This window comes from Haloferula sp. BvORR071 (assembly GCF_000739615.1).
Classification (GTDB): Bacteria; Verrucomicrobiota; Verrucomicrobiia; order Verrucomicrobiales; family Akkermansiaceae; genus Haloferula.
In genome coordinates, this window is the sequence record NZ_BATP01000030.1 from 171074 (window position 1) to 184390 (window position 13317).

The window sequence follows — 13317 nt, forward strand, 5'->3', positions numbered from 1 at the left end:
CGGTAGTGACTTGGTTGGGAATTGGGAGACGAGGAGAACTGGAAATTCAGCGGGAAGCGAGTAAAGCAATCGCTTCGCGCGTCGCGGCTTCCATGTCCGGCGCGCATAGTAGATCGGAAACGATGACTGCGTTGCATGCACCAGCAGCGAGGACCTCGGACAAGTTCGCCCGCTTGATGCCACCGATGCAAAACACCGGAATGCGGGACCCGACTTCCAGCTGCACCGCCGCAATATCGGCCGTTCCGATGCCCGGCCTCCCTTGCTTCGTAGGCGTGGGGAAAAGCGGACCGAAGCCAATGTAGTCGAAGCCTTCTTCGAGCGCTGCGCGCGCTTGCGCCGGCGAGTGGGTGGAGCGTCCGACGAGCATCCCCTCGCCCACGATTTGCCGCACCTCCGCGAGGCTGCCGTCGTCCTGGCCGATGTGGATGCCATCCGCGCCCACCGCCGCGGCGATGTCAGGAAAATCGTTCACCACGAAGGGCACACCAGCCTCACGGCAGAGCGGCACTACTTGCCGCGCGAGGGCCTCGATGGTCTCCGGAGAGTGGCCCTTGGCGCGCAGTTGGAGCAGGCTGGCACCACCAGCCAGTAGCGCCTTGGCGGCGGAGAGCGCGTGCTCTTCCCGGACGTAGCCGAGATCGAGGATAGCGTAGAGTTGGCCGTGGAGATTCATCGCCGATGGGAGGAGGGTGGACTCAGCCCGCCGGAACGGCGCAGCCGTTCCACTACGGAAGCTGGTTCAACCCTTGCGCTCCTCAAGGTAGCGGGCAACCCAGCCGATGTCGTAGTTGCCAGCGGCGAAATCAGGATGCGCGATGATCTCCTGCTGGAAGGGAATCGTGGTCTTGATCCCGCGGATCATGAACTCGCCAAGCGCCCGCTTCATGCGCGCGATGGCGATCTCGCGGTTGGCGCCGGTGACGATCAGCTTGGCGATCATCGAGTCGTAGTTCGGCGGGACCGTGTAGCCGGAGTAGACGTGGGTATCCACGCGCACGCCCTTGCCACCGGGCGCATACCACATCTCGATCTTGCCCGGGCTCGGGCAGAAGTTGTTGAAGGGGTCTTCCGCATTGATGCGGCACTCGATCGAGTGGCCGCGCGGCACCGCATTCAGGACGTGGCCGGAGAGCGGCTCGCCCGCAGCGATGCGGATCTGCTCCTTGATCAGTTCGCAGCCCATCACTTCCTCGGTCACGGGATGCTCCACCTGGATCCGGGTGTTCATCTCCATGAAGTAGAAGTTCTCGCCCTTGTCATCGACGAGGTACTCGATGGTGCCCGCGTTCTCGTAGCCGATGTTCTTGATCAGCGCCACGGAGGCTTCCGCCATGCGGGAGCGCAGCTCGGGGCCGAGCAGCGGCGAGGGGCATTCCTCGACGATCTTCTGGTTGCGGCGCTGCATCGAACAGTCGCGCTCACCCAGCTGGATGAAATTGCCGTGAGTGTCGGCGATGACCTGGAATTCGACGTGGTGCGGGTTGAGAACCAGCTTCTCCAGATAGCAGTCGCCATTGCCGAAGGCGGCCTGAGCCTCGGTCGAGGCGGCGCGGTAAAGCGCGGTGAATTCCTCCGCGCTGAAACAGGGGCGCATGCCGCGGCCGCCACCGCCGGCGGTGGCCTTGATCATCACCGGAAAGCCGATGCGCTTGGCCTCGGCGAGACCTTCCTTCTCGTCCGCCAGTAGCCCGGAGCCCGGGGTGATCGGCACGCCATTGGCGATCGCGGTGGCGCGGGCCGTGGCCTTGTCGCCCATCAGCGAGATCACCTTGGCCGAGGGCCCGATGAACTTGATGTTGCAGCTCTCGCAGATCTCCGCAAAGCGGGCGTTCTCCGAAAGGAAGCCGTAACCGGGGTGGATCGCATCCGCCTCCGTGATCTCCGCCGCGGCGATGATCCGGTCAGGCTTCAGGTAGCTTTCCTTGCTCGCCGCCGGGCCGATACAGACGGCCTCGTCGGCGAGGTGGACGTGCATCGAATCGACGTCGGCCTCGGAATAGACCGCCACGGATTCGATATCGAGTTCCCGGCAGGCGCGGATGATGCGCAGGGCGATTTCACCGCGATTGGCGACAAGGACGCGTTTGAACATGGACGAGTGGTGGCGTTGGCGAGCCCGGTAGCCTTCCCTACAGGGAAAGGCTCACTTGATACGGAAAAGGGTGTCCCCGAACTGAACGGGATTGCCGTCCTCGGCGATGATGGCGGAGATGGTGCCGGATTTCTCGGCCTTGATCTCGTTCATCACCTTCATGGCCTCGATGATGCAGAGGACTTGGCCCTCGCTCACGACATCGCCGACGCTCACGAAGTTGGGAGCATCCGGCGAAGGCTTGCGGTAGAAGGTGCCGACCATCGGCGAGGTGATCGCCTCGCCATCGGCCACCGGGGTGGCGGCAGTTGCAGGAGCACCGGCGGCGGGTGCCGCAGCGGGCTGATAGGCGACTGGTGCCTGCGGCATGGCTGCCATCGCACCCCGCAAAGCGTCGAGATCCGGGCCCTTGCGCAGCTTGAGGTGAAAGCCCTCCTTCGACATGTCGAAGACAGTCAGGCCAGCCTCATTCATGAGTTCGACGATCTTGCGGATTTCCTTGAGGTCCACGGTGTAAGAAAAAGGGTTGTGGTGGCGAAGAGCGGGGAGTGCGCCGGTAGCAGCGCCACGGATGCGTTAGCTAGAGACCCCGGGCAAACGCCGTCAAGCGGGAAGGGCCCGCGAGGCGGGCGGAAGTTAGAAGTTTTGAGAGCCAAAGAAAATCCGAAAAATGCGCGTCCGCAGGGTTTCGCTTGCCATGCACCCTCCCCGGAGGCTTGGAAGCGGCGCGGATGGAAGATACGAGACCAGCACGGGTTCCCGAACAGCTAGAATTCGTACCGCCGGATTATTTCCGGCGCTTGGAGGGTCATGAGATCGTCCGGGAGGGCCGACCACTGGAAATCGATCTCGGCTGCGGCGACGGAAAATTCCTGCTAGAGATGGCCGAGCACTACCCGGAGCGCGACTTCCTGGGCGTCGAGCGCCTCTTGGGACGGGTTCGCAAGGTCTGCAAAAAGGCCGCCAAACGGAAGCTGGAGAACCTCCACGTGCTGCGTCTGGAGAGCCGCTACACCGCGGAATGGCTGCTGCCGCTGGAGTCCGTCTCGCGCCTGCACCTGCTCTGCCCGGACCCCTGGCCGAAATTCCGCCACCATCGGCGGCGTCTGATTCAGCAGGAGTTCCTGCAGGCCGTGTGGGAGGTCCTAGAGCCCGGCGGCGAGTTTCTCTTCAAGACCGACCACCCGGAATATTTCGAATGGGCAGTGGAGAAGGTTGCCACCTTCGGGAAGTTCGAGCGCCTCGATTGGCCGGAGGACGCCTTCTTCTACCCGAAGACCGACTTCCAGCTCCTGTGGGAAAGCCAAGGGAAAACCCTGCAGGGACTGCGACTGCTGAAAGCCAAGTAGGCCCGATGGGACCTATTTCGGGGCCAGCTTGAGCTCCTCCCCATTCAGGAAGCCCCGTAGCACCAGCGCGCCGTCCTTCCCCAGTGCCAGCGTGACCGCCCCGGTCTTGCCTTGGTGGAAGAGGCGGATGCCCTGTGCCTCGCAGTGCTCTGCCCAGCGTTTGGGGATCCGTTCCGCCACCGGAAAGTCCGTGTGGCTGGCGATGATTGCCCGGGGCTTCACCGCTGCCAGAAAATCCTCGCCCAGCGAAGAGTCGGTGCGGTTGCGGCCGGCGACGATGAGGTCCGCCGTGAGGTCGAGGCCGCTGTCCATCAGCTTGCGCTCGGTGCTCCAGCCAGCGTCGCTGGTGAAAAGAATCCTCCAGCCGCGCCAGTGCAAGCGCAGCACCATCACCCGCTCATCTGCCACCGTGTTCATGGCGTCCGGGGCCGGCTCGTGGAGGACCTCGAGCCACGAGTCCCCGGCAATCGGATAGCGCACCCCGACAGCCCCCCAAGGTCGTGGGAATGTGCTTGGCTTCGGTGGTCTTGAGGACTTCACGGAAGACGGAGCTGCGGGCCTTGTTGACCGGGATCAGCACTTGGCGGATCGGGTAGGGCCCGAGCGCCGCATCCACCGCGCCGCCGATGTGGCCGCCGTCCGGGTGGCTGAGCGCGATGCTGTCCGGCAGCACTGCGAGGCGGCGCATGGAGGGGCCCACGATCCTTTGGAAGGCGGCGCGGCTGCCGGTATCGATCAGCACGGTCTGCCCCTGCTCGTGAATCAGCGCAGCCCCGCCGCCGTAGCCGGGATCGTAGATGATCAGGAAGTCATTGCCCGGCCGGTCGAGCGGCAGGCTGAAATTCCCGCCTGGGATCCGGGCGAAGAAGCCAGCCAAGGCGGTGCAGCTATCGGCCACGTAGCCATTCGCCCGGTTGACGGCCTGCGAGGCGGCCGGGAAGGGCGAGCAGACCACCGCCAGGAGGGCCAAGGCCATCAGGACCAGGATCGGCATGCCGATCAACGGGCTGGCGAGAATCGAGATCGGGGCGAGGAAGCCGAAATGCCACAGGGTGAGCGGGACCGAGCCGACGCTGGCGGCGGTGGAGGCAGCCAAGGCAGCGGCGGTCTTCTCGCGGCTGCGCAGCCAAGCCTCGCGGCCCGGCCCATAAAGCTGGCGGGGAAGGTAGGGTTCGCGACGCTCGATCCACGCGAAAGCCGGCGCGGCCAGAGCAGCACCGATCCCGATCGCCCAAACCACCCCGAAGGAAAGCTGCACCCCGGCTTGGAAGATCAGGTGGCCATTGGTCAGCACCGCTGCCAGCAGGGCGAAGCCGAGGGCATTCAGTAGATCCGGCCTCCTCCGGACCAAAAATGCCCCCAAGAGGGCCCCCGCCATGACCACCGAGCGCACCGCCGGCGGCTTCATGCCGGTAACCCATGCGTAGGCCAGCATCCCGACCAGGATGACGACCACTGCCCCGCGGCGCGGCATTCCGAAGAGCTTGAGCACGAACCAGCCAATCAGGCCGACCATGGCGACATGCATGCCGCTGACGGAGAAGGCGTGAAGCGTGCCGCTGTTCCGGTAGGCGCCGATCAGCTCCTGGTCATTGTCCGGATTGTCGCCGAGAACCATCGCGCGGATCACGGCGGCTTGACGGCCCTCCGGGTCCAGCCCGTCGGTCACAGCATGGCGGAAGGCGTTGCGGGCGCGGTTTTCCAGCAGGTGAAAGCCGGAAGGAGCTGCGACCTGACGGGGTATCTCCAAGGCCTCGAAGCAAGCGCAGATCCCCTGCCGGTAGAGCCAGGGGAAGACATCGAAAGTGCCGGGATTCCGGCGCAGGGGCAGGGGCTCGTAGCGGCCCTTCATCTGGAGGACTTCCCCGCACGCCGGCACCCGGCCTTCGGCTTGGAGCCAAATCTGGCCGACATGCCCGCCTTCCATGACCTCCGCCACGGCCGACCAGCCGCGTAGGGAAGAGCGAGGCTCCGAAAGCAGACGGGCGGTGATCTCCGCAGAACGGATCCGTTCGAGCCGCGCGGCATCCGCATCCTGGCGGGATTTCCGCCAGCCGTGCAGGCCACCTGCCGCTACGGCCACCAGCAGTGCGGCCAGAGTGAAGCGGCGCAGGCCGGTATAGGCCAGCAGCGCCAACAAGGCGGCCCCGCAGAGGAGGCCGGGGGTGATTTTGCCATCGCCGGTCAGGACACCAGCCGCCGCGACGAGGGCCACCCACAGCAGGGGGTGGCGCTCCACCGTGCGGCGGAGCCGGTCCCGCATGGCCTCAGGCGAGGCCCCATTCGCGGAGCTTGTGGCGGGCGTTGGCGGAGTGGCGCGACTCCGGGAATTGCTCGATGACCTGATTCATGATGACAGCCGCCGAATTATGGTCGGACAGCTCCGTCTCGTAGATCTCCGCGACGCGGAACATCAGGTATGCTGCGTCGTTTTCCTCCCACTCCTGGCCTTCGATCGCGGTGCGCAGGGTTTGCACGGCGGCCGGGGCGTCTTCCAAGTGGTCGAGCTGGATCTTGGCGATTTCCACCCACGGCAAGCGGTTGAGCGGCTGGGCGATGGCGGCTTGGCGGAAGGCCTCAATGGCACCCTCCCAGTCGCCTTGGGCAACCTTGGCGCGACCATCGTGCATCGGGTCCTTCTCGACTTCCTCGCCGCTGTCGTAAACGGCGTGGGTGAAACGGTGGGCGATGGCGGGCAGGACGTGGATGACGAAGACTATGCCGACCAGACCAGCGGTCATGAAGGCCAACAGAATGCCGCTACCGGTCTTGGCTCCCTCACTGCTCTCCACCTTCGACTGCTGCTTGGCGATGTCTTCATCCATCTCGTCGCCGCTGTTGATCATCTGGGAGAGCTTGGCTTTCTCCGCCTGAATCTCCTTCTCAGCGCCCGCGAATTTCATCCACGCAAACGCGACCGCCAGGATCATCACAACATAAAAGCCCCACTTCATATAGGCGGAACATTCCGCCGGGTTCTGCTGCCGGAAAGCACAAAATCCGTATACTTCGCCGTTATTTTGCGGGGTTCAGGGTCGCGGGATCGCGATGAGAATGAATGGTATGGACAAGATAAAGGCAGCGGAACGGTGGATCTTCAGATCCTCTTCAACCTGCTCGCCTCAATCTCCTCCCGTTCCAGCCTTCCTCAAAGACGCCGCGCGGCGCGGCCTTCGTCGATCAGCTTCCAGAAGTGCTTGGACTTGGCCAGCTCCTCGTCCTCGCCCATCGGGATCTTCGAGCGGAAGGCGAAATCGGAGAAGGTGCCCTTGTGGAGCACCCGGTGGACGATCACGGTGCCGTCCTTGACCTCGAAGTAGAAGCGCCAGTCCTGCGCGCGGAAGCGGTAGAGGGTGCGTCCATCGCGCTCAATGCGACCGAAACGCTCACCGTCGAGGTTCTCGAGGTCCTTTTCGGTGACCTTGAACTCGTCGAGCAGCTCCAGTTGCTCCAAGGTATCGAGCCGGGAGATCTCGGCGGCGCTGATTTCGTTGAAGACGATCTGGAACATGGGACGAGAGCGGAAAGCTCCATTCATACGGTGCCAAGTGTCAAGTTTGGCGGCGGTCCGGCGGAAAAGGAAAAGCAAAGCCCGCATCCGGCGGAGACCGGAGGCGGGCTTGGAGAATCGGATCAGTCGCCGCTTACTTGGCCTTGAGAGCGCCATTCGGAGCGCCGTCCGGCGTGTTGCCGAAGATCTGGTTGTTCTTGAAGCTTTGGATCAGGCCCGTGCCCACGCGCTTCAGGCCGTCGGCCACGCTGAAGCAGACGACGCTGTTGCTGAGGATCGCCTTGCCCTTCGGGTTCACCACCACGCCTTGGTTGCAGGCTTGGATCGTGGTCTTGTCGATGAAGGCGACGCTGCTGGAAGTGGCGGCCGGAGTCAGGGAGATCCCGGCACCGAGGCACTCCTCAATCGCGCAATTGCGCAAGGTCACCTGCACGCCGGTAGCGGCGGCGTTGACCTCTTCGATCCCGGTGGTGAAGCCCTTGATCCGGCAGTTCTCCAAGTACACGGCGCCAGCTTGGAAGATTTTCACGCCAGCCAAGCCGGTCTCAAAGCCGTCGAGCTGGAGGTTGCGGAGGATCACCACATCGGTGGCCGCGGCATTGATGACGATCCCATTCACGGCGGCACCCAGGATGTTGCCCTCCATCCCGCCGCCATCAATGGTGATGGATTTCGTGATGGTCACCGCTCCGAAGCTGCCGGGATCGAGGATATTGATCACCCCCTTGGCGGCGGTCTTGGAGATCACTCCGGCAAAGGTCTTGCAAGGAGCAGTGCGGCTGCCGGGGTTGACATCGTCTCCCACGCCGGAGACCCAGGTGCGACTGGCCTGGGCAGAGGAGATGTGGGTCAGCGAGAACAGGATCAGGGCGGTGAGGGAGGCTAGAATCTTCATGTCCGCGAGAGGATGCTCAGGGACCTAACAAATAACAAGGACAGCTCATGTGGCAGTCCCGTAATCCGGCGATTGCCCACAGCTCCGTAGTGCGATCTCCCAGAGAGATCGCCATTCGACAAGATCGCGTCGCGGAACAGGCCTCCTCCCGACTGGCAGCCAAGGGACTGGAATTTTCAGAGTCACGGGCGAAGCTCGTCCTCCAAGGAAAGGTCGCGGGCTGCGGAGCCCACCCGGAAAATTCACTCCAAGCGAATCACAACATGAAGGCTCTCGTTACTATCTCCCTCGTAGCCACCTGGCTGGTCCTGCCGACCGTGATCCAAGCGCAGCGGGCGGAAGCACCGGACCAGGCACCCGGCAAGGCAGAGGCTCCGGCGTCCCCCGATCCAAATCTCGCCAAGATCCCTGCGGGATACCGGGATTGGCGGCTGATCTCGGTCGCGCGGGAGGAAGGTAAGCAGAATGACATCCGGGCCATCCTTGGCAACGACATCGCGGTCAAAGCCTATCAGGAAGGTACTCTGCCCTTTCCGGATGGTGCAATCATCGCGCGGATCGCCTGGAGCCTGGTCCCTTCGGAGGAGAACAACAAGGTCTTCGGCCAGGCCCAATCCTTCATCGCCGGGGCGCCCAAGAACGGGGTCCAGTTCATGTTCAAGGACTCGAAGAAGTACGCCGCCACCGGTGGCTGGGGCTTCGCCCAATTCAGCGAAGCCACGGGTGAGCCCGCCAGCGAGTCCATGCTCGCGACTTGCTTCCCCTGCCACCAGCCGGTCGCGGCCAGGGATCTTGTTTTCACCCGCTACTCCTTGAGCGGCCTCGCGGGTCAGAAGTGAGCCATCGGCCCTTCCCTACTCCGGCTGCGCCTCGATGCGGAAGAAGGTCTGCTTGCTATCTGGCGGCGGGCTGTAGGTGGCTGTGATGCGCTCGTAGTCCGTGCCGGGAAGGTCCTGGTGCTGGATATTGGTGAGCGCCGCATCGATGTTCGTCCAAGCGCTCAGGTCGCTGGTAGCGGTGACGTGATAGACGCCACCAGCCGGGGCCTTGCGGACCAGGTAGGTCAGGGTGACACTGCCATCCGCGGCGTGGGTGAAGGGCACCGAGAAGCGATCATAGGCCGTCGGGCTGCCGCCGAAGGCGAACTCGGCGAAGTTGCTGTTGCCGTCGTGCTCGGGATCGAGGTCGAGGCCGTGAAGGTGAGTCAAGCCGGGCAGCCAAGTGGCAAGCCATTGCTGGTAGGGCGGCAACTTGCCGGTTTCCTGCACGAGTTCCTGGATCTCGGTGGCGGAGAGAGCGCGGCCGTGAATGCGGAACTGGTCCAGGTCGCCCTGGTAGCTGGTGGCTGCGCCAGCGGGATTACCGCCAAAGCTGAGGACCGAGTTCGCGTTCAGCAGATCGGTACTGCCGGTGCCGGTCGCCTCGAGCACGCCGTTCACATAGAGCTTCATTACCCCGGTGGCACGCACGCGGGTGGCGGCGATGTGAACCCAATTGCCGGTGCTCACCGAGCTGGTGCCGTGGATCACGGCATTCGGCTGGGCGCCGCCAGCGAAGCCGGTCTGGAAGGAAATGCGGTCCACCAGGCCGCCCTGGTTGTTGCTGCCCCGAGTCCCCGCGATCATGAAATCGTTGCTAGGCCCGGGGGCATCCGCCGTGACGATGGCGCGCCCGGAGGGCGGTGCATTGGTGACCTGGAAGGCCTGCGTGGTCCGCATCCAGAAGGAGATCGTGAAGTCACCGGTGGCCACATTCGACATCGAGACCAGCTCGCCGGAGCCATCGAAGGAAAGCGCGCCGCCGAATTTGCCGGTGATCCAATCGGACGGCTCCATGCCGAGCAGGGTGCCGTGACGCTCTGCGGGCGAGCTGTCGATGGCGGTGCTGCCCGTGCCCTCATCGAGCTTCAGCCAGGCGAGCAAGCTGGCATCGGAGACGATCGTGTGGGTCTCACCGGAGGCGAAGTTGCCCAAGCCGCCAGCCGCTTGGGTTTTATTCGCGGGGAGGCTGACAATTACTTCGCCGAAGCGATGCGGGGTCAGCGTGATGGTGTAATCCGCACCACTTCCTGTTAGACCGCTGACGCTGCCATTGAGCACGGAGAAGTCCGCGGCGCTCAGCCCGACAACCGGCTCCGAGAAGTGGACCGTCACATCAAAGGGGCCTCCCGCCCCGGAAGGCGCCGCGAGGTGCACTGCCGGTGCGGATGGCAGGGAGAGAATCCAATCGCCGATCACCTGTGCGGCCTTTTCGTCCACCATGCTCTTCGCGATCGGCGGCATCTTGAGCGTGCCGGCGGTGCCGTGGCGGACCTTGAGGATGGAACGCGCAAGATCACCGGGGACAATCACACGGTCACCGGCATCGAAGTACGGCACCTCTAGTGCCCCGCGGATCAGGCCCTGCTCGGTCAAGGGCGTGGTCAGGCGGGCATCGAAGTAGGCACGCACGCCGCCAGGCCGGTGGCACTGCGAACAATTCGAATCAATGTACGAGCGCACGCGGTCTTCCAGGCTGGCGCTGGTATCGCTGATATTGTGGCTCTTCAGGAACCAAGGTAGCTGCTCCGGATTGTAGGCGGAGTCGAACCAGCCAAGCGCGCCCATGGTTTCGAGCTGATTGGCAGTGCGGCCGGTGCGGTCATAGGTCAGGTCGCCATTGAGCTGCCAGGTCTTCAGTCCGAGAATGTGCCCGGCATTGCCATTGTGGCAGATCCGGCAATCGGTGCGGCTGGGATAATCCCAGGTCTGATTATGCGTGCCGCCACCCGCTTCATGGATGGTGATCGGCTCGCTCAAGCCATCCGGCAAGAGCTCGGCATCGCTGCCATCCGGCCGCCAGCGGTAGGTCACACCGTAAGGCTCGCCGCTCGCGGGCACGACGATGAAGCGGGTCTCAAGCCGGCGGTGGGTGTTGGGATTGCTCTCATCCGTCGCGAGCTCGAAGTGCTTGATGAAGACGGTGCCAGCCGGGAAGGACCAGCTGCCTTCCGGATTAAAGCCGATCTTCTCCTCCGGCGTGTTGTGGGTGCCGTTGTTAGGCAGCGCGATCCAGCGCTTCTTGAGCGCGGAATCCGACCACAGCGGCGCATTCACGCCATAGGGGATGACGCCTTGCGCCGGGGTCAGGGTGGCGAGATTCGAGAAGGCGCCGGTCTGCGACAGCAAGGCCGGAGGCTGGCTCACCACGATGGTCGGCTGCCAAGCTTGGTTCGCGTAAAGGAATTGCGCGGGAGCCAACGCGGTGGGAGCGATGCGAACTTCGTCAAAGCGCGCATCCAGAGCGTAATCGGCCGGGCCGCCACCGTACATGCCGCGGCCGACCGTCCAATAGCTCGAGGGAAGGTTCCCATGGTAGCCAGTCTGCTGGCCGATCTGGGTGTAGCTGCCATTGGCATAAGAATAAACCGTGACCGTGCCAGCGGAGACATTGCCGACGATCGCCAGGTGATACCATTGGCTCACCGGGAAGTTGGCCTTGGTGAGCAGCTTGATCGGCACCGAGTTCCATTGGCCGTCGGCAGGATTGATCGTGCGGATGTCGAGGAAGAGGTCGCCTTCTGCCAAAGCTACGAGCGAATTGCCCGCGCCGTTGCGGCCCCAGCGCATCAGCCGGAAGGGCTGGATCGGCGGGCCGTTCTCGGTATCGATCGAGGTCGTGCCAGAAGTACCGTCGAGGCCGAAGAAGCACTGGTAAGAGCCGTTGGTCAACGAGCCTGAAGCGGGACGGAAGCTGAGCTCCACCGTGAAGTCATCGAGCTTCCCGAACTTGTCCGCCAAGGTCAGGCCGCCGACGGCATTGCCCGGGTAGCCGTCGGCATCACCTGCCCCCACACTGCGCACCGAGGCATTGTTGCCAGCGACTCCGGCAGGGATCAGGCCATTGGTGGTCGAGGAATAGGTGACATTCGCCCCCGAGGTCGACTCATCGTCCGTCACCATCAGGGAGAGACCGTTGTTGATCGAATCGCCGGCCTTGTTGCCTGGATTGTCCGAAACGTAGCCGGAGCTGTTCGATGCCGCTTGGTCCTCGAAGCGGTACCACACGGGATTCGCCGTGGCGGGCGGCTCGACCGCCAGCTTCATGAAGCGGCCGCGGGTACCGGTGCCGTTGATCTTGATGAAGACCGGCTCGCCGGCTTGGTCGCGCCCAATCGTCGAGGTGCCGCTATAGACGCTGCCGCTGGGCATGTCCGTGAGGATCGTGCCGGTGGCGCTGCCATTAGCGTAGTCAAAGGCACGGATGCGGCCGCTGACGTTGTCGACCGTGATGAACTTGCCGACCAGCGAAGGATGGGCGGCACCCCGATAGACGAAGCCGCCGACCACGCAACCGTCCGGCCCGGCGGCGTGCGCGACGCTCCACACCGGCTCCGTGAGCGTGCCGTGGATCACGGCGGGCTGGGCCTGCGGACCGGGCCCCGTGCCCTCGCGGAAAGGCCAGCCGTAGTTGGCACCGGGCGCGAGGATGGAAAGCTCTTCCTGGGTATCCTGACCACTCTCGCCAACCCAAGTGCGCTGGGTCACCGGGTCATAAGAGAAGCGATAGGGCTGGCGGAAACCAATCGCGTAGAACTCCTCCAGATTCGCGCCGCCGGCGTCCACGAAGGGATTGTCGTTAGGGATGGTGTAGTGCGCGGTGAAGCTATTCGGCCAGCCAGCGGGCATGGTGATCTGCGCGGGCTGGCGGCGGATCGCATGGCTGCCCGCCTTCTGGTCCACGTCGATGCGCATGACGCCGGAAAACAGGCGCTCATTGATGCGCTGGCCGACGTTGTATTGGTCGTTCGCGCCGCCCTCATCGCCGATCGCGTAGTAGAGGTAGCCGTCCGGCCCGAACATCATGCAGCCGCTGTCATGGAACTGCTGGCGGTCATACTGCTGCACGAGGATCTGCTCGCTGGCCGGATCCGCGGCCTGGCTGCCATCCGGCACGGTGAAGCGGGACAGGCGCCAGTAGGCATTATTGCCATCGCCGCCGGTGGCGGGTGCCCACTTGTAAGTGATGTAAACGTAGCCGCGGTTCGGCGATCCGGCTTGGCCAAATTCCGGATGGAAGACCAGCCAGTCCATCCCGCTATCGCTGGAGGTGAAGGTATTCGCCCGCCAGTCGAGGAAGGTCTCGGTGGTGTTCGCGCTGGGGCTGTCCTCGAAGAGGAAGATCCTGCCCTCCTTGGCGATGCAGAGCAGCTTGTTCGTGCCCGGATAGGGCGTCAGGTGCGTCGGCAGGTTGATATTGATCCCCTGGTAGGTCTCGTTGACCGTCCACTCGCCGCCGGCAGTGGGTTCCACGGCCGGGAATTTCCCGCCGAGATAGGGGCCGATGGCCTCCGGCGCATCCAAGCCCGGCTGGGCGTGGAGGGTGCTGAGCGAGGCGATTAGTAGGACCGGAGCGCAAGCGGCCCGGAGCAGGCACAGGCCTGCCCGGAGAAAGGGCGGGTTCGACATGGGTTTTGGGCTGAACCGAG

11 protein-coding genes are annotated in these 13317 nt (G+C 64.0%); 2 read left to right on the forward strand and 9 right to left on the reverse strand.

The window, feature by feature from the left end; genetic code table 11:
* Positions 1–46: 46 nt before the first annotated feature.
* The 3 genes from thiE to accB all read right to left on the reverse strand — a co-directional run bounded on the left by thiE (position 47) and on the right by accB (position 2605).
* The gene (gene thiE, locus BV071_RS17085) at positions 47–676 is read right to left on the reverse strand and encodes a thiamine phosphate synthase (protein ID WP_035609666.1); all 630 of its coding nucleotides are present in this window, start codon (positions 674–676) and stop codon (positions 47–49) included.
* A gap of 66 nt (positions 677–742) precedes the next feature.
* Positions 743–2095 (reverse strand): acetyl-CoA carboxylase biotin carboxylase subunit, encoded by a 1353-nt coding sequence (accC, locus tag BV071_RS17090; protein ID WP_035609668.1) that lies wholly within the window; start codon positions 2093–2095, stop codon positions 743–745.
* Positions 2096–2146: 51 nt separating this feature from the next.
* Positions 2147–2605: an acetyl-CoA carboxylase biotin carboxyl carrier protein gene (accB, locus tag BV071_RS17095; RefSeq protein ID WP_035609671.1), complete on the reverse strand. Its 459-nt coding sequence runs from the start codon at positions 2603–2605 to the stop codon at positions 2147–2149.
* Between the two features lie 221 nt (positions 2606–2826).
* On the opposite strand from accB, the gene trmB reads away from it, so the two are divergent.
* Complete coding sequence (gene trmB / locus BV071_RS17100; RefSeq protein ID WP_052573506.1) at positions 2827–3444, forward strand: tRNA (guanosine(46)-N7)-methyltransferase TrmB; 618 nt, start codon at positions 2827–2829, stop codon at positions 3442–3444.
* 12 nt (positions 3445–3456) lie between these two features.
* On the opposite strand, the gene BV071_RS17105 is transcribed toward trmB, so the two are convergent.
* The 5 genes from BV071_RS17105 to BV071_RS17125 all read right to left on the reverse strand — a co-directional run bounded on the left by BV071_RS17105 (position 3457) and on the right by BV071_RS17125 (position 7850).
* Positions 3457–3861: a hypothetical protein gene (locus tag BV071_RS17105; protein WP_265594542.1), complete on the reverse strand. Its 405-nt coding sequence runs from the start codon at positions 3859–3861 to the stop codon at positions 3457–3459.
* Positions 3842–5707 carry a ComEC/Rec2 family competence protein gene (locus BV071_RS17110; RefSeq protein WP_035609676.1) on the reverse strand — a complete coding sequence of 622 codons (1866 nt, stop codon included), beginning with the start codon at positions 5705–5707 and terminating at the stop codon, positions 3842–3844. Before BV071_RS17110 ends, BV071_RS17105 begins: the two co-directional genes overlap by 20 nt.
* A gap of 4 nt (positions 5708–5711) precedes the next feature.
* The gene (locus BV071_RS17115) at positions 5712–6398 is read right to left on the reverse strand and encodes a tetratricopeptide repeat protein (RefSeq protein ID WP_035609678.1); all 687 of its coding nucleotides are present in this window, start codon (positions 6396–6398) and stop codon (positions 5712–5714) included.
* Between the two features lie 194 nt (positions 6399–6592).
* Positions 6593–6955 carry a hypothetical protein gene (locus BV071_RS17120; RefSeq protein WP_035609680.1) on the reverse strand — a complete coding sequence of 121 codons (363 nt, stop codon included), beginning with the start codon at positions 6953–6955 and terminating at the stop codon, positions 6593–6595.
* 133 nt (positions 6956–7088) lie between these two features.
* Positions 7089–7850, reverse strand: coding sequence for a right-handed parallel beta-helix repeat-containing protein (locus tag BV071_RS17125; protein ID WP_035609683.1), 762 nt, complete (start codon positions 7848–7850; stop codon positions 7089–7091).
* Positions 7851–8113: 263 nt separating this feature from the next.
* Between BV071_RS17125 and BV071_RS17130 the strand changes: the two genes are divergently transcribed.
* Entirely contained in the window at positions 8114–8689 is a 576-nt protein-coding gene (locus BV071_RS17130; RefSeq protein WP_035609686.1) for a cytochrome P460 family protein, read from the forward strand.
* Between the two features lie 15 nt (positions 8690–8704).
* Here BV071_RS17130 and BV071_RS17135 read toward each other — a convergent pair whose 3' ends face one another.
* Positions 8705–13297, reverse strand: a complete 4593-nt coding sequence (locus tag BV071_RS17135; protein WP_035609689.1) for a LamG-like jellyroll fold domain-containing protein — start codon at positions 13295–13297, stop codon at positions 8705–8707.
* Positions 13298–13317: the final 20 nt, after the last annotated feature.